The following is a 14,943-nucleotide window of genomic DNA, read 5'->3' on the forward strand; positions in this document are numbered from 1 at the left end:
CTACCTCGCGGCTCTCGATCGCGAACTCGACACCGATCCGACCGACACCGATTCGCCGTTCTGACGAGAAACCAGCACTCGCGCGCGACCACGGCTAGATGATCAGATTTCTACGGTTTCTCGTGATCGCCAACATCGTGGCCCTTTGGTAGGGTTCGAAGCCCGGAACGAAGCCTTGCTCCGCACCCATACCGCCAACGCCCACAACGTATCGATCGATGCCCGGCACGGTTCGGATCCACCAATCCGGACCTCGATCCATTTGGAGATGCAAGACCCGAACGTGCTGGAGATGCAGCTCGGAAAGATCAATGCCGAGGGAACCGACGACGGGTATTCCTACTGCGCGGGGCACACCGCGCGCTGAGTCGAACCCAAGGTGGTTCTGATCCAGCTGGAGCACGACCCAGTGGTCCACGGGGTCGTCAGGTACCGGTCCCACGCAACCCGCCGCGAAGAACACCCCGAGCGCCGCAGCGCAGACACGCCCAGCATCCCCCCAGAGCACACGCGGGTTCATGACTCGGGAGTGTAGGGCGTCAGCGACCGGGCCAGATTCCCCTGAAGATCTCCACCGTCGGGCCGTCGAGCCAGGCCTCTTCGCCCTCGCCTCCCCAGGCCACGTTCAGCACGCCACCCGGCAGCGAGATCTCGACCTCGGGCCCGCTTCGGCCCGCCACGCGCGCGGCAACGGCACAAGCCGTACTGCCCGTCCCGGAAGATGGCGTCTCGCCCTCACCCCGTTCGAACACGCGAGCGCGAAGACGCTCTGGCGCGAGGACATTCACGACCTCGAAGTTCACCTGGTTCGGGAACCGCGGGTGGCGCTGAATCTCGGGGCCGAGGGCAGTGAGAGGAAACCCGGCGACTGGACGCTCGGTAAGATGCACGGCGTGGGGGTTGCCGAGGGAGAGGATCGTGACCTTCAGCGGACCGCCCGGTAGCTCGAGGGTCTCCTGGCCATCGATTTCAGGAATCCCCATCGCCACCCGGCCGGCACACATCGCGCCATCCTCATCGAAACGAGGCCACACGATGCGCAATCCTGCCTGGGTTTCGATCCGCAGGCCCCCATCCCCGCCGGGCTCCGCAAGGCCGCGGTCGAGGACGAACTTCGCGAAGAGGCGGACGCCATTGCCGCTCATCTCCGCTTCGCTGCCATCGGAGTTGAAGATGCGCATGCGGACAGCGGCCTCGGGGCCGCGGGCGGCCTGCACCAGCACGAGCCCGTCGGAACCCACGCCAGTGTGATGGGAGGCCATGGCGCGGGCCAGGCCCGACCCGTCGAAAGAGGCAGGCTGGTGCCGCCCGTCCACGGCCAGGTAGGCGTTTCCGGCGCCGTGGAGCTTCGCAAAGGCGATCGACACGGGAGGAGTCTATCGCCCGGCCGCGGCCGGAGCCGGCCGACGCGTCTGGTAAGCTCCCCCGACTTTGCCGCCGGAGAGCCCCATCGACACGCCCGAGACCAACTCACCCCAGGATGTCCACGTCGTCCAGAGTGATGGGCGCCAGGTCATCGTCGTCGGCACGGCACACATCTCCCAGGAATCCGTCGAGCAGGTTCGCGAGACGATCGAGCGGGAGCAGCCGGATCAGGTCTGCATCGAGCTCGACGAACGCCGCTTCGAAGCCCTTTCGAAGCCCCAGCGTTTCGAATCCCTCGATTTGCGGCAGGTCATCCACGACAAGCAGCTGGCCACGCTGATGATGAATCTGCTGCTCTCGGCGTATCAACGCACGCTCGGCTTGAAGCTCGGCGTCAAGCCGGGCAGCGAGCTGATGGAAGCAGCAAAGGTCGCGCAGGCGAATGACATTCCGATCTCGTTGGTCGACCGGGATGTGCGCATCACCCTGCGCCGGGCCTGGCAGGCGCTCAGCTGGTGGCATAAAGCGATGCTGCTCTCCTCGCTGCTCGGCGGGATGTTCGAGAAGCAGGACCTCGATGAAGACGACCTGCGGGAGTTGCGAAAGGAGGACGTACTCTCGCGCATGATGGCCGAACTGGGCGATGCGTTCCCGGGCCTGAAGAGCGTATTGATCGACGAGCGCGATACCTACCTGGCCGAACGCATCCGCCAGACCGAAGGCGACAAGCTCGTTGCGGTGGTCGGCGCCGGACACGTGCAGGGGATGCTCGAAGCCTTGCGCGCGGACGATCGGCCGGACCTCGGGGTCCTCGAAGACATGCCCGAGAGCTCCGGCATCTGGAAATGGATCGGCTGGGGGATCCCCGCGGTGATCCTCGGTTCCATCCTGTTCATCGGCTACCGGCAGGGAGCAGCAGCGGCGGGCGAGAACCTCCTCTTCTGGGTACTGGCCAACGGTATCCCGGCGGCCCTTGGTGCGGTGATTTCCCTGGGCCACCCGGCCACCATCGTATCGGCCTTCTGCGCCGCACCGGTGACGAGCCTGACGCCGGTGATCGGCGCCGGCTACGTCACCGCCTTCGTGCAGACCTACTTCAAACCGCCCCTCGTCAGGGAGTTCCCGACCCTTTGGGACGATCTGGCCAGTCCGAGTGGTTGGTGGCGCAACCGCCTGCTCCGAATCTTCCTCGTCTTCATCCTGACCACCCTCGGCAGCATGATCGGCACCTGGGTCGGTGGCGCCCAGATCCTCTCCAACCTCTTCCCCTAGGGGAGCAGGGCGTTCTTTCTGAACCTTCCGGGCAGGTTGCGCGTAGTACGGGACCGCGTGACCAAGACCCTGGAGGAATGAGGACATGCCGATCAAGAAGCCCGGACTGCAGCGCTCCCGTGAACAGCGCCTGGTAGCGGGCGTTTGTGGCGGCCTGGCGGAGTGGCTCGGCTGGAATGCAACCCTGGTACGGGTGCTCTTCTTTCTCGTCTCCGTGGGCTCGGCTGCGTTCCCCGGCATCATCGTCTACGTGGTCATGTGGGTACTGATGCCCGAGCGGGAAGACGAGAGCTGGGAAACGCTGGGCCAACGCCGCGGGCGCAGCGAAGTGCCGCTCTAGGCCTCGCGCGGCTGGCCGCGGAAGCGCCACAGCGCCGCCAAGTAGGCAAGTGAAGCTGGCAAGCAGGCGATGATCAGCGCCGTGCGCACATCGAAGAATTCGAATAGCGGCCCGACCACCGCGTAGCCGACAGCAAGGCCCGCACTCGAGAGCGTGGTGCGCAAGCTGAAGACCTTGCCGATCTGATCCGACGGGAAATCACGCTGCACCATCATCAGGATCGGCACGTCGGTCATCGGGCCCCCGATGGCGGGAAGCAACATCAGCAGGGCCGCCCATTCGAAGCTGGGTGCGCACGCGACGGCGATGAAGCCGGCGTTGAAGATCAGGCCGCCCACACTCATCACCCAGACGTGCCGCGCGATCGGCCGCCAGGCGAGCACCAGATTCGAGATCACGTTCGACACGCCATACGCCGCGAACAGCACACCGTACGAACCCGCATCACGCTCGAAGCCCACATCGACCAGCAAGGCCAGCCCGACGATGGCCGCGGTCCAAGTCACGTTCGAGAGGACCAGCGCCGCGAGCCCCCAGCGAAGCCCGTCGTGGGCCACGGTCAGCCGCACCGCACCCCGGAGTTCCTCGAGCACGCCGCGCAGGCCACGACCCGCCTCGCTCGAAACCGGCGGGCCGTTTCGTGCCGCGATCTGCCGACCGATCGCCGCGACAGCCAGCGCGGATGCAACGAAGGTCGCGGCGTTCAGGCTGAAGAACTGACTGATCGGAATCAGGCCGAGGAGAAGACCCGTGATGCCCGGCCCGATGATCAAGGACAGACGGCTCGTCACGTTCAGCAGCGCGTTGGCCCGCTGGAGGCGCTCGGCTTCCGGCGCGAGGGCGGGCAGGCTCGCTTGAAGCGCAGGCTGGAAGAGCGAATCGAGGGCACCGAGAACGGCCGAGACCGCTGCAAGGTGCCAGAGTGAAATATCGCCAAGCCACGCGGCCAGCGGGAGCGTCGCCACAGCGCCGGCCCGCACCAGATCACTGGCGATCATCGTGCGCCGCCGGTTCCAACGATCGGCCAGCACTCCGGCCAACAAGCCAAACCCGACCCGAAAGATGGCCCCTACGGAAACCACCCAGGCCGCATAACCACCGACCTCCTGGGTCGCGATCCATACCACCGCCACCTGGTGGAGCTGGTCGCCGACTCCGGAAAGCAGCTGGCCGGTCCACAGGTAGGGGAGCCAGGGACGCTTCGTCACGCGTTCTTCCAGGTCAGCCCTCGAAATAGGGCACATCGCCGAGCAACGTGACCCGATGCATCAGGCGGTGCTCGTCGCCAACATCCGTCACGACCGAGTACCGCGTGCAACGGTTGTCCCACATGGCGATGGTGATGTGCTGGTACTGCATGGATCTCGCTCTAGAGGACGCAGGAAGGGTATCCCGGGGAGCGACATCCTGCCCAATGCGGCGTGCGGAGCTTTCCAATTGACCCGGCGCAGGTGCCAAGGGATTCGACCAGACGCCGGAAGCGTTCGAAGTGATCGCTGAATGGATGGCGAACACTCGAGAGCACCCGAGGCGCGGGGTTGCACGAAACCGGCCGGATCGGGCCGTCGATCGTTGCTTCGCGACGGACGGAACGGAGATTGCCGCCGGTAAAGACGTCTGGAACGGGATTCTCGACGACTCGCTTCGTTTCAGGTCGCGGGCGGGGAGGCGACTTCGGGCTTCGCCTCGGCATGCACGAAGAAGGCCCTCCAGATCGCTCCGGAAGCGATCAACCCGAGCATCACCGTAGGAATGGCGGCGCTCGGTGCCGTGAAATCGACGTGTCCGAGGAACTGGGCGAGACCGTTGCGGAGGAACACCCCGCACGCGGCGCCCGCGCCGACGCCCCACCACATGCAGCGCTCGCCAACCTCGCGGTCTCCCAGGCCGATCCGCAACTGCCTCCGGACCTGGGTCGAATACCGCAAGGACTCGACGGCTGCCCAGCCAAGGCAACCCACGCGGCCCGCGAAGCCGAGCCATGCCCAAGGGCCCCAGAGGCCGATGCGGTCAAAGCCGGGTGAAAGCCCGTGACCGAGCCATCCGCCGAAGGTGGCCAGCACGAGTCCGATGAAGAGGGCTCTGCCCCGGCCGTCGGGCCTGAACACCTGCCCGGTGAAGAATGCGACGCAGACGCAGCCTGAACTCACCGCCAGGAGCGAACCACCCCAGAACCACGGCAATCCGGGTGAGCCGACCTTGGCGGCCCAGCCGGCGGCGGCCACCAGGCCGTAGCCCATGCCCCCGATCAGGAGGAAGCCGATCCCCATGGCCGCCTCTGGCAGCGCCCGCGTTTTTCGGGCCAGGGCGAGCAGCCGGAAGCCCACCGCCAGGCAAACGAGCACGAAGGCTGCCATTGCCAGGACGATGAGGGTAGCCATATCCCTCCATCGACCTGCGGCACTCGCGCCTTGACGCCCCCAGGGCCCTCGTGACCGGAAGCGACACAGCGGCCAGGCAGACTCCGGCGGGTACCCTGAGACGGGGGAGGTGACTCGTGGATCCTGGAGAGCTTGCGACCAGCCCACTCGAAGCGTCATTCGAGGCCTTCTGGCGCGGCCTGGCCAGCGGGGGCGTGGAAGAAATCGGGCTCGTCGTCGTGGTGGCGCTGCTCGTGATGTGCGCCGGGATGTTGGCGGTGATGCTCGGGCGCCTGCGCAGGGACCCGACCGAGGCCCTCGCCTCGCGCTTCGATCAGGTGAACACCGCCCAGGAGCGCACGGAGCGCGTGCTCCGCGACGAACTGGCGCGCAACCGCGAGGAGTTCAGCCAGGGCACGCGGCACTTGCGCGAGGAAGTCGGCGGGGCGATTCGTGTCGTCAGCGAGACCGTCGAGAAGCGACTCGAAATCGTGCGGGGCGTCATCGATCGCCGCCTCCAGTACATCCAGGCCGAAAACGAGAAAAAGCTCGACGCCATCCGTGCGACCGTGGACGAGAAACTGCAGGGAACCCTGGAGAAGCGGCTCGGCGATTCCTTCCGGCTGGTGAGCGAGCGGCTCGAGGCCGTACACAAGGGCCTCGGTGAGATGCAGGGCCTTGCAACGGGAGTGGGCGATCTCAAGAAAGTCCTCACGAACGTGAAGACCCGCGGCGCCTGGGGCGAGGTGCAGCTGGAATCGCTGCTCGATCAGATGCTGGCACCCGGGCAATGGGAGAAGCAGGTCCAGGTGAAGCGGGCGAGCGCGGAGCGCGTCGACTTCGGCGTCCGTATGCCCGGCCCGGACGGCGACGAGGGCGATCCCGTGTGGCTCCCGATCGATGCCAAGTTCCCTCAGGAGGACTACCTGCGCTTGATCGAAGCCCACGAGCGCGGCGATGTGACGGCCGAGGACGAAGCGGCCAAGGCCCTCGAGGCACGGCTGCGCGCCGAAGCACGCTCGATCCGAGACAAATACATCAGCCCACCCAAGACGACGGATTTCGCACTGCTCTTCCTCCCCACCGAGGGTCTTTATGCGGAGGTGCTCCGAAGGCCTGGGCTGGTCGAGGCCCTGCAGAACGACATGCGGGTAAACGTTGCGGGCCCCACCACGTTGGCCGCGCTGCTCAACAGCCTTCAGCTGGGCTTCCGAACCCTCGCAATCCAGAAACGAAGCGCCGATGTGTGGAAATTGCTGGGCGCCGTGAAGGGGCAGTACGGAAAGTTCGGAGAGCTGTTGGCAAAGGTCGACAAGAAGCTCGCAGAGGCATCGAATACGATCGGGCAGGCAACCGAGCGGTCCGAGTTGATCCAGAAGCGCCTCGGGAAGGTGGAGGAGCTTCCCGAGCAGGAGGGGAGGATGCTACTTCCGGATGCGGACGAAGGAGAATCGGAGCCCGAGTGATCCCACTACGGATCAATCCCTGCGGTCGGGCGGGCGAGCGTCGTCCTGGCGCAACGTCAACTTCGGGGCTGTCCAGGCCACGCAACGATCGGTCGTGGAAACGGATTCCCAGGTGAAGGCAGGCAGAAGCTCCGCGGGGGTCGTGGGAGCTTCTGTTGGACGAAGACCCGCGGCCGCGGCGAGGAAACCGACGATCTCCCGGGCACTCATTCCGGAACGGAGCGCTGACGTATCAACGGCAGCATGGAACTTGGCGAGCTTGCCGCCGCGCTCTTCCATCAGCAGGAAATGGTGGCGGTAGGTCGGCGCGGTCAGGCCGAGCAGCTGTTGGATTCGAACCTGGGTGGTCGTCGTGGTGGCGAGATCTCGGCCACGGACGATTCGAGTGACACCGGCGGATGCAGATGCCGGCCAGACACCTCGAGGGCATGCAGGCCCGTCAGTGTCGCGGCGCCGACGTCGACCATGCGGTGGTGGAAGGCTGTGATCTCCGGCGTGGGGTCCGTCATTGGATCCGTAGGGTACTCTACGCCGCGATGGCGACGAACGGGCAGGGAGGCGAGCTGCTACGCACGCTGACGAGTGACGGCGGTGTGGCGATCCGTACGCTCGAAGCGACCGACCTGGTGGCCGAGGCGGCCCGCCCCCACCAGCTGGGCCCACTCGCCACCCAGGCCCTCGGCCGCGTGCTGATCGGCGCAATCCTGCTCGGGGCCGGCGGCAAGGACGACGAGACGGTCCAGCTGCGTTTCAACGGAAACGGCCCGCTGGGAACGCTGCTCGCGGTCGCCGACGAGAACGCCCGCGTGCGCGGCTATGCGTCTCGCCCCTTGGCGGATCTTCCGCTGCGCGGTGGCGAGCTCGATGTCGCGGGGGGCATCGGCCTGGGCGAGCTCTCGGTCGTGCGTCACCGCCGCGGCTGGCGCCAACCCTATACCGGCATCGTCCCGATCGTGTCAGGTGAAGTTGGCGAAGACCTGGCCTTGTACCTCACCGAAAGCGAGCAAACGCCTTCGGCGGTGGGCCTGGGCGTTGCACTCGGGCCCAAGGGAGAAATCGTGGGCGCGGGCGGCTTCCTCGCCCAGGCGCTACCAGGCGCCTCGGACGAAACCGTGGCCCGATTGGAAGACAACGTTGCCGCACTGCCGCCTCCCTCTCGTCTTTGCCGTGGGCATGGCGGTGCCCAGGCCATGGTCGACGTTCTCGTGGACGGCCTCGGAGGCCAGGCCCTCATGCGTCAGGCGGCCGCGTTCCGTTGCCATTGCGATGAAGAGCGGGTCATCGCGGCCGTTGCCCTGCTGGGCCGGGACGAGGCCGAAGCCCTGCGAGTGGCAGGCGGTCCGGTCGAGGTACGCTGCGAATTCTGCGCCGAGGTCTACCACATCGATCCGGACCGGGTCCGGGCCCTCTTCCCCGATGCGTAGCACCAACCGATGATCCGGCCCGTCGCGCTCTTCATTCCTTGTTATGTCGACCAGCTGGCACCGGAGGTCGGAATGGCCAGCGTCCGTGTTCTGGAACGCGCCGGCTGTGAGGTGAGCTACGAGTCGGAGCAGACATGTTGCGGCCAGCCCTTCTTGAACATGGGCGAAGCGAGCGCCGCGGCAAACCTCGCGGAGAGGCACCTGCGCCAGTTCGAGGGCCATGAGACCATCGTCTGCCCTTCCGGAAGTTGCGTTGCCACGGTACGCAACCGCTACGGCGAACTCGGAATCGGCCTCGACGAAGCCGATCGAGTCCAGCGCCGGAACACCTTCGAGCTGGGAGAATTCCTCGTGCGCGAACTGGGCACGACCTCGCTCGGCGCCCGCTTCGAGCACCGGGTCGCGGTGCTGCCGAGCTGCCATGGCCTGCGGGAGCTCGGCCTTGGCTCGCCGAGTGAGCTGCCGGGGGCGTCCGAGCCGGCACCGATCGACATCCTCCTCGATGCGGTCGCCGGGCTCGTCCGCGTACCCTCGGACCGCGACGAATGCTGTGGTTTCGGAGGGATGTTTGCCGTGAAATTCCCAGAAGTCTCAGCACGCATGGGCCGCGCCCGGCTGCGTGAATGGGCCGATGCGGGCGCAGAATACGTGACGAGCACCGACGTCAGCTGCCTCTTGCACCTGGACGGATTGCGACGCCGGGAGGGCTACGGACCCCAGCCGATCCATCTTGCCGAGATTCTCGCCGCGGGTGACGACGCGTGACGAATCCCCTCGAACTCGGCGCGCGGGGCGGACTCGGAGACCCGGGGCGGCTCACGCGTCATGATGCCGCGGCCTTCGACCTGCGCACGCGACGGGATGCAGCCGCGGCGGAAGTCCCCGACTGGGAAGCCTTGCGCGAGCGCGCAGCGGCGATCAAGGCCCACAGCCTCGACCACCTCGATGCCTACCTCGAGGAATTCGAGACACAAGCGACCCGAGCTGGCGCAGTGGTTCACTGGGCCGAGGATGCGACTTCTCTGCAGCGCATCGTGGGTGGCTTGCTCGAAGAGCGCGGCGCGCAACGAGTCGTCAAGAGCAAATCCATGCTCACCGAAGAATGCGGGCTCAACCCCTACCTCGAAGCGCGGGGGATCCAGGTCGTGGACACCGATCTGGGCGAGCGAATCGTCCAGCTCTACCGCGAGCCGCCTTCGCATCTCATCGTGCCCGCCATCCACCGATCGCGTGAAGAAATCGGTGAACTCTTTCATCGGCATATGGGAACGCCACGCGGCGAGACCTCGCCGGAGCGGCTCACCGGCGCAGCTCGGCGGGATCTTCGCGCGCGCTTCCTTGCGGCCCAGGCGACGATCACCGGTGTGAACTTTGCGGTGGCTGAAAGCGGATCGATCGTGGTGGTCACCAATGAGGGCAACGCCGATCTCGGCATGAGCCTGCCGCGTCTGCATGTGGCTTGTGTCGGAATCGAAAAGCTGGTCCCGCGCATGGAGGATCTTCCGGTCTTCCTGCGTCTGCTCGCCCGAAGCGCGACGGGCCAGCCGATTTCAGCCTACACGAGCGTGGTCACCGGCCCTCGCCCCGGGGCGGAGTTGCACATCGTGCTCGTGGACAACGGAAGGACCGGGCTTCTCGCCCAGGAGAACCACCGAAGCGCCCTCGCCTGCATTCGCTGCGGTGCGTGCCTCAACACCTGCCCCGTCTATCGGCGATCCGGCGGTCATGCCTACCCGGGCCCGATTCCCGGCCCCATCGGCTCTGTCCTCGCGCCAGCCATGCGGGCCGAGGGCGCAGCACTGGTCCACGCATCCTCGTTATGCGGAAGCTGTACGGCGGTTTGTCCCGTTCGCATCGACCTCCATGATCAGCTGCTCACTTGGCGAACAGAGAGGATTCGACGCTGGACCCCGGCATCCAGCGCCTCCCGTCTGGCGGCGTGGGTCATGGCGCGTCCCGGTTGGTTCCGTTTCGCCAGCGGGATCGCTCGGAGCATCTGGCCCATCCTGCGTCGGCGCTTCCCCGGCAACCCGGCCCATGGCTGGCTGCGCACCCGGGAGCTTCCGCGCCATCCGGGGCCGAGTTTCGCGACGCGTTGGCGCCGGGAACGGGAGAAAGGATGAGCGACCGCGAAGCCATCCTGGGCCGCGTTCGTGCCGCCACGACCCACACCGCGAGCCATCCGGGCGCGCATCCCCCGCCGGAGCTACCCGGTGGCTTCGGACCTTTTGCCTCGCGCCTGCGGGCGGTTGGCGGGGAGGCCCATGGGCCGGTCGCAACCTGGGCGCTCGGAGAGGAAGCGATGCGGGTGGCTGGCCTCCGAGCCCAGGGTGGACGCATCCTCGCGACGGAAGGCGCGAGCGAGCGCCTTGGACCTGGTCCGTGGATCGTCGCACCACCCAACACACCTCCCGGCGCCTTCGAGGATGTGGCCGTTGCCATTGTGGAAGGAACGGTGGGCGTCGCCGAGAACGCCGCCGTCGCGGTGGAGGGCAAGCACGCGCAACACCGGGCCCTGCCTTTCCTATGCCGCTACTTGATCTTGCTCCTTCCGGTAGCCTGCATCTTCCCCGACCAGCACCGGGCGACCGCAGCTCTGCCCGCGGACGCCTACGACGACCACCACCTGACCTGGATCAGTGGCCCGTCCAAGACGGCAGACATCGAGCAGACCCTGGTCTACGGCGCCCACGGCCCGCTCTCGCTGGATGTGATCGCCTACGAAGCCCGCTGGTTGCGTTGGTCGAGGTGGTGAAGGCCAGGCCTACGCTGAAGCCGCCGCCTTCGGCGTTGCTGGTGCGTAGGGCGGCACCCATCTGCTCCGCCAGGCCTTTGACGAGGGAGAGGCCGATGCCCGTGCCCTGGGCGCGGCGGGTGAGTTCGTTCTCCTCCCGGTGGAATGGCTCGAAGATGCGTTTCTGACTTGCCGGCGGCACGCCAGGGCCACGATCTCGGACGGTCAACAGCACGCCGCCCTCGTCGCGCTCGAGAAGGATGCTCACCTTCTTCTGCCGAGCATCCTTGGCGTATTTCAGTGCATTGTCGACCAGGTTGAACAGGATCTGCAGCACGGCATCCCGGTCGAATCGCACGCCAGGTAGCTCGGGGGCGATCTCGACATCCAGATCGAAACCCTGCGCTTCGGCATGAGGCCGGAGAACTTCGCTGGCCTCCCGAACGACGGGGCCGAGATCGCCGACAACCCAACTCATCTCGCGACTACCGCGCTGAAGCCTCGAGAACTCGAGTACGTTGTCGATCAGGCGAGACAGGCGCTCGGACTCGGCGGTGATCGTACCGTAGTACTCGTGGCGCTTTTCTTCGGTCGGCACCATGCCATCACGCAGCATTTCGCCGTACATGCGGATCGCCGTAAGCGGCGTTTTCAGCTCGTGGGAAACCGCAGCCACGAAGTTGCTGCGGCGTTCCGCGAAGCCGATCGCAACCGCCACCATCCGGTAGACGGCGACCAACCCAAGCGAACCCGCAAGAACCAATGCGAGGCTGAGCCCGTAGATCGTCCGGGCGCCAGAGCCCCCAGCCAACAACGGCAGGCTCAGATCGACGGCGAGCGCATCGAAGGGCTCTGCGAAACGGTGCCGATAGCTGAACGCCCCTTCGGAAGACGGCGCCGTTTCCACGCCAGGGAAGACCAGACGCGCCTCCACGCTCGGCAACCCCGCGAGAGCCGTGCTGAGCAGTACCGTCTCGAGGGCTCCTGTATCGAGGATCAGGCCCTGGCGCATCGCCTGGGTACCGCGCCAGATCGTGCGGTGAAGGACGAGATGCGTCTCGTCGAGGCGGAAACCCTGGATCGGATCGACGATGAGAGCGCCGGGTGCCGAGCTGGCCTTGGCGACCTGTCGTGCGACGGGCCTTGGTAAGCTGGGTTCGAAGCGTTGTGTCTCCGTTTCCGAAGGTTCCGCAAGGGTCGGAGTATCCTCCTCCACATACCCGTCTGCGAAGGCACCGGTATCTCCAACCGTGATGCCCAACGTGGATGGCATTGCATCCTGAACCTGCGGGGCAGACGGAGCGGCTGCAAAAGCACCCGTACTTCGACCTCCCATGGGAACCACGACTTCCTCGCTAGCCGGCGCCGCCTCGGCCACCTCGACCACCTTCTGACTGCGCTTCTGACGCAAGGCTGCGCCTCGATTCAGCGATTGCAAAGCGTCATAGGCACCCCCTAGCGAGCTGTCCTCATCGACCTCCTTGCGCAGTTCGCGATCCTTCTTCGCCGCAAGGCCTACCGCGACGGTCGTCCCGGGCGCCTGCTTTTCCTCCGCGCGCTCCGGTGGCGCAGCGTTCGGCCAGGCGCGACGAGCCAGGCCGAGCACTCGCTCGGCGGCGGCTTCCGCAGCGGGCGAAGGGAGAGGCTCACTTCCGCGGGCGTCTCCCGGGCCCGGGCGAAGAGGCGTATGCACGACGCCCTGGGCATCCACTTCGAAGTGCCCGATCACGAAAGCCTCGGGTGACGGTGCCGCTAGCGGTGAACGCAACAACACTCCCGGCTGGCTTCCGACCGGAGTCCACACATAGCGGTAGTGGCCGACAGGTCGCTCCTCCTCTACCTGGAGGAAGACCGAGAGAGTGCGTTCCATCTCGTCGAAGACGCGCTCTGCCACGGCGCGATGTCTCCCGGCCTGCTCGACAGCGACACCGTCGAGGGCACGGCGCACGAGAAGAAAACCGGGAACCGCAAGGCCCAAGGCCAATAGAACGAACACCAGACGGAGACGCGCCAGCATCAGCCCGCGACCCGATAGCCTTCACCGCGGACGGTCTCGATCACGTCTCGCGCCTCGCCGAGCTTCTTTCTGAGGTTGGCGATGTGCATATCGACGGTTCGTGTCTCCAACCTCTCCGGGCGATCGAAACCCCAGACTTCCTGAAGAAGCGTACGCCTGCTGACGATCCGCCCTCGCTCCTGGGCCAGCAGGGCCATCAGCTCGATCTCGCGTTTGGAAAGCTCGATCTCGCCTTCTCCAACCATGGCGACGCGACGTTCTGGATCCACCTGGACGCCACCGAGTGAAAACGGTGCAGCTCGCACCGCGACCCTGTTCGAGGCACGGCGCAGGAGCGCGTCGACCCGGGCCATCAGCTCGGCGATCGAAAAGGGTTTCGTCACGTAGTCATCGCTTCCGCATCGGAAACCGCGAACCACGTCCTCTTCCGAACCACGAGCCGTCAGCATCAGGATGGGCAAGCGCGGAAGCTCCGCGCGCAACTCCTCGCAGACATCGAAGCCGCTCTTGCCCGGAAGCATGATATCGAGAAGGACCAGGTCGTATTGGCCGACCATGCCCTCTCGCAAGCCATCCTCGCCCGTGTCTGCCCCGGTCGGCGCATGGCCATGGAAGGCCAGCACGTCGCAGAGGCCGCTCTGGATGGCGGGCTCGTCCTCGATCACCAGGATGCGCGCCTTCGTCTCTTGTTCGGTCGTCTTCATGGAGGGTCCTTGCGGAGAGTGTAGAGAGCGATCGACCAGCGAAGGTAAATCCAACGTAAACGCCGAAGTGCCTGGTTTACCCGGCTTTTTCAGCACTTCGGCACGACGCCAGGTACATCTGGTGAGGGCCCCTTCCTCTCGATCGGCCCCAACGACGACCTGCTTGAAAGGAGATTCCCATGCCCTTGAGACTCATCGACCGCATCGGCGCGCTGTTGCGCGCGGATGCCCACGGCGTCGTGGACGCCCTGGAAGAGCGCGGCCTGCTGCTTCGCCAGGCGCTGCGCGAAGCAGAGCTGGAGCTGCTCCAGAAACGCGCTCGTGTGGCGGCACTGACCGAAGAAGAAGCGCGTCTGCGTGACGAGCATGAGCGGAGGCAGACGGCCGTGGCAGCGCTCGACGAAGATGTGGCACTCGCACTCGCCGGCGAAAAGGAGGAGCTTGCGCGTTTCGCGGTTCGCCGACTCCTGCCGGAACGCCGGGAGCTCGAGAACCTCGGCACGCAGATCGAGGAAGTCGCCGCGGCGCGGGAGAAGCTGGAGCTGCGGCTCGAAGAACAGCAAGAGGCTTTCCAGGCGCTTCGCGTCCGGGCGCGAAGCCAGCTTGCACTGGCGTCGCGGCCCGCAGAGGCCTGCGACCCGCCGGACGTCGCGGACGAGGAGGTCGAACTCGAGCTGCTGCGCCGACGCGATGTGTTGGCGGGAGGTGTTGCGTGATGGCTTGGCACGGATTCGGACGCACGATCCTGTTTGGCGGGCTCGCCGCAGCCGGTTGGCCCGCGGTGTCCCTGCTGCTCCACCCGATTGCGGCGCCGGGCGACGCCCTTGCGATCTACCTGCTCGCGGTGGCGTCGGTCTACGTCGCCGGCCTCGGCGCGAGCCCTCGGCGCGCGCTCGGCGCCGGCATGCTCGCGACCTTCATGAGCGCCGGCGTACTCGCCCTGGCCCCAGACCTTGGCAGTGCGATCGCCGGCGCGGTGGCCGTGCTCGCCATCGGCCGCGTGCGTCTCTTCCAGACCGGCGGCCTGGCGCGCAGCCTTGCCATCGAGGGCGTCGCCCTCAGCATCGGCCTACTGCTCGCTCGCGCCATCGCGGGCCCCGATCCGATGCACGTCGCCCTGGCGCTCTGGGCCTTCTTCCTGCCGCAGAGCCTCTACTTCCTGGTCGGCGGGGTGGTGACGCGCCGTGATCCGATCGATGGCCTCGACCCCTTCGACGCGGCCTACCACCGCGCTGAAGCCTTGATGGACGCCTGATGCGAA

General features: G+C 66.4%; 18 protein-coding genes. 9 read left to right on the forward strand and 9 right to left on the reverse strand.

Annotation, left to right across the window (positions count from 1 at the left end; genetic code table 11):
* Window positions 1–94: 94 nt before the first annotated feature.
* Together GY937_29185 and dapF are read right to left on the reverse strand one after the other, a co-directional pair.
* Window positions 95–520, reverse strand: coding sequence for a hypothetical protein (locus tag GY937_29185; protein MCP5060788.1), 426 nt, complete (start codon window positions 518–520; stop codon window positions 95–97).
* Window positions 521–539: 19 nt separating this feature from the next.
* A complete protein-coding gene (gene dapF, locus GY937_29190; GenBank protein MCP5060789.1) occupies window positions 540–1,367 on the reverse strand; it encodes a diaminopimelate epimerase in 828 nt (275 codons plus the stop codon).
* An 82-nt stretch (window positions 1,368–1,449) separates the two neighbouring features.
* Between dapF and GY937_29195 the strand changes: the two genes are divergently transcribed.
* On the forward strand, window positions 1,450–2,637 hold the full coding sequence (locus GY937_29195) for a TraB/GumN family protein (GenBank protein MCP5060790.1): 1,188 nt from the start codon (window positions 1,450–1,452) through the stop codon (window positions 2,635–2,637).
* Between the two features lie 85 nt (window positions 2,638–2,722).
* Window positions 2,723–2,977, forward strand: coding sequence for a PspC domain-containing protein (locus tag GY937_29200; protein MCP5060791.1), 255 nt, complete (start codon window positions 2,723–2,725; stop codon window positions 2,975–2,977).
* Here the strand turns inward: GY937_29200 and GY937_29205 are convergent.
* From GY937_29205 to GY937_29215, 3 genes are all read right to left on the reverse strand, one after another.
* Window positions 2,974–4,185: an MFS transporter gene (locus GY937_29205; GenBank protein MCP5060792.1), complete on the reverse strand. Its 1,212-nt coding sequence runs from the start codon at window positions 4,183–4,185 to the stop codon at window positions 2,974–2,976. The two genes, GY937_29200 and GY937_29205, sit on opposite strands and share 4 nt — an antisense overlap.
* Window positions 4,186–4,198: 13 nt before the next feature.
* Window positions 4,199–4,336, reverse strand: a complete 138-nt coding sequence (locus GY937_29210; GenBank protein ID MCP5060793.1) for a hypothetical protein — start codon at window positions 4,334–4,336, stop codon at window positions 4,199–4,201.
* A 290-nt stretch (window positions 4,337–4,626) separates the two neighbouring features.
* Window positions 4,627–5,358: a hypothetical protein gene (locus GY937_29215; GenBank protein MCP5060794.1), complete on the reverse strand. Its 732-nt coding sequence runs from the start codon at window positions 5,356–5,358 to the stop codon at window positions 4,627–4,629.
* Window positions 5,359–5,594: 236 nt separating this feature from the next.
* Here GY937_29215 and rmuC point away from each other — a divergent pair, with 236 nt between their 5' ends.
* Window positions 5,595–6,803 (forward strand): DNA recombination protein RmuC, encoded by a 1,209-nt coding sequence (rmuC, locus tag GY937_29220; GenBank protein MCP5060795.1) that lies wholly within the window; start codon window positions 5,595–5,597, stop codon window positions 6,801–6,803.
* A gap of 12 nt (window positions 6,804–6,815) precedes the next feature.
* Here the strand turns inward: rmuC and GY937_29225 are convergent, their stop codons facing one another.
* Complete coding sequence (locus GY937_29225) at window positions 6,816–7,082, reverse strand: hypothetical protein (protein ID MCP5060796.1); 267 nt, start codon at window positions 7,080–7,082, stop codon at window positions 6,816–6,818.
* A gap of 32 nt (window positions 7,083–7,114) precedes the next feature.
* Window positions 7,115–7,312 (reverse strand): hypothetical protein, encoded by a 198-nt coding sequence (locus tag GY937_29230; protein ID MCP5060797.1) that lies wholly within the window; start codon window positions 7,310–7,312, stop codon window positions 7,115–7,117.
* Window positions 7,313–7,339: 27 nt separating this feature from the next.
* Here GY937_29230 and GY937_29235 point away from each other — a divergent pair, with 27 nt between their 5' ends.
* Genes GY937_29235 through GY937_29250 form a run of 4 tightly spaced genes read left to right on the forward strand, consistent with a single transcriptional unit; the run spans window position 7,340 to window position 10,982 of the window.
* Window positions 7,340–8,227, forward strand: a complete 888-nt coding sequence (locus GY937_29235; GenBank protein MCP5060798.1) for an Hsp33 family molecular chaperone HslO — start codon at window positions 7,340–7,342, stop codon at window positions 8,225–8,227.
* A 9-nt stretch (window positions 8,228–8,236) separates the two neighbouring features.
* Window positions 8,237–8,992: a (Fe-S)-binding protein gene (locus GY937_29240; GenBank protein MCP5060799.1), complete on the forward strand. Its 756-nt coding sequence runs from the start codon at window positions 8,237–8,239 to the stop codon at window positions 8,990–8,992.
* On the forward strand, window positions 8,989–10,350 hold the full coding sequence (locus GY937_29245; GenBank protein MCP5060800.1) for a lactate utilization protein: 1,362 nt from the start codon (window positions 8,989–8,991) through the stop codon (window positions 10,348–10,350). The genes GY937_29240 and GY937_29245 overlap by 4 nt, the downstream gene beginning before the upstream one ends.
* Window positions 10,347–10,982: a hypothetical protein gene (locus GY937_29250; protein MCP5060801.1), complete on the forward strand. Its 636-nt coding sequence runs from the start codon at window positions 10,347–10,349 to the stop codon at window positions 10,980–10,982. The genes GY937_29245 and GY937_29250 overlap by 4 nt, the downstream gene beginning before the upstream one ends.
* On the opposite strand, the gene GY937_29255 is transcribed toward GY937_29250, so the two are convergent.
* The gene (locus tag GY937_29255) at window positions 10,864–12,978 is read right to left on the reverse strand and encodes a HAMP domain-containing histidine kinase (protein MCP5060802.1); all 2,115 of its coding nucleotides are present in this window, start codon (window positions 12,976–12,978) and stop codon (window positions 10,864–10,866) included. The two genes, GY937_29250 and GY937_29255, sit on opposite strands and share 119 nt — an antisense overlap.
* The gene (locus tag GY937_29260; protein MCP5060803.1) at window positions 12,978–13,682 is read right to left on the reverse strand and encodes a response regulator transcription factor; all 705 of its coding nucleotides are present in this window, start codon (window positions 13,680–13,682) and stop codon (window positions 12,978–12,980) included. Before GY937_29260 ends, GY937_29255 begins: the two co-directional genes overlap by 1 nt.
* Before the next feature lie 179 nt (window positions 13,683–13,861).
* Here GY937_29260 and GY937_29265 point away from each other — a divergent pair, with 179 nt between their 5' ends.
* Both GY937_29265 and GY937_29270 read left to right on the forward strand, forming a co-directional pair.
* Complete coding sequence (locus GY937_29265; protein MCP5060804.1) at window positions 13,862–14,398, forward strand: hypothetical protein; 537 nt, start codon at window positions 13,862–13,864, stop codon at window positions 14,396–14,398.
* A complete protein-coding gene (locus GY937_29270; GenBank protein MCP5060805.1) occupies window positions 14,395–14,937 on the forward strand; it encodes a hypothetical protein in 543 nt (180 codons plus the stop codon). The genes GY937_29265 and GY937_29270 overlap by 4 nt, the downstream gene beginning before the upstream one ends.
* Window positions 14,938–14,943 lie beyond the last annotated feature (6 nt).

Source organism: bacterium, assembly GCA_024228115.1.
In the GTDB taxonomy this organism is placed as follows: domain Bacteria; phylum Myxococcota_A; class UBA9160; order UBA9160; family UBA6930.

Excerpts from the sequence above, each read along its gene's own strand:
- GY937_29235 (MCP5060798.1), top strand. The coding sequence starts at position 7,340 with ATGGCGACGAACGGGCAGGGAGGCGAGCTGCTACGCACGCTGACGAGT.
- GY937_29185 (MCP5060788.1), bottom strand. The coding sequence starts at position 520 with ATGAACCCGCGTGTGCTCTGGGGGGATGCTGGGCGTGTCTGCGCTGCG.
- GY937_29210 (MCP5060793.1), bottom strand. The coding sequence starts at position 4,336 with ATGCAGTACCAGCACATCACCATCGCCATGTGGGACAACCGTTGCACG.
- GY937_29250 (MCP5060801.1), top strand. The coding sequence starts at position 10,347 with ATGAGCGACCGCGAAGCCATCCTGGGCCGCGTTCGTGCCGCCACGACC.
- rmuC (MCP5060795.1), top strand. The coding sequence starts at position 5,595 with ATGTGCGCCGGGATGTTGGCGGTGATGCTCGGGCGCCTGCGCAGGGAC.
- GY937_29260 (MCP5060803.1), bottom strand. The coding sequence starts at position 13,682 with ATGAAGACGACCGAACAAGAGACGAAGGCGCGCATCCTGGTGATCGAG.
- GY937_29240 (MCP5060799.1), top strand. The coding sequence starts at position 8,237 with ATGATCCGGCCCGTCGCGCTCTTCATTCCTTGTTATGTCGACCAGCTG.
- GY937_29225 (MCP5060796.1), bottom strand. The coding sequence starts at position 7,082 with ATGGAAGAGCGCGGCGGCAAGCTCGCCAAGTTCCATGCTGCCGTTGAT.
- GY937_29200 (MCP5060791.1), top strand. The coding sequence starts at position 2,723 with ATGCCGATCAAGAAGCCCGGACTGCAGCGCTCCCGTGAACAGCGCCTG.
- GY937_29265 (MCP5060804.1), top strand. The coding sequence starts at position 13,862 with ATGCCCTTGAGACTCATCGACCGCATCGGCGCGCTGTTGCGCGCGGAT.
- GY937_29215 (MCP5060794.1), bottom strand. The coding sequence starts at position 5,358 with ATGGCTACCCTCATCGTCCTGGCAATGGCAGCCTTCGTGCTCGTTTGC.
- GY937_29255 (MCP5060802.1), bottom strand. The coding sequence starts at position 12,978 with ATGCTGGCGCGTCTCCGTCTGGTGTTCGTTCTATTGGCCTTGGGCCTT.
- GY937_29230 (MCP5060797.1), bottom strand. The coding sequence starts at position 7,312 with ATGACGGACCCCACGCCGGAGATCACAGCCTTCCACCACCGCATGGTC.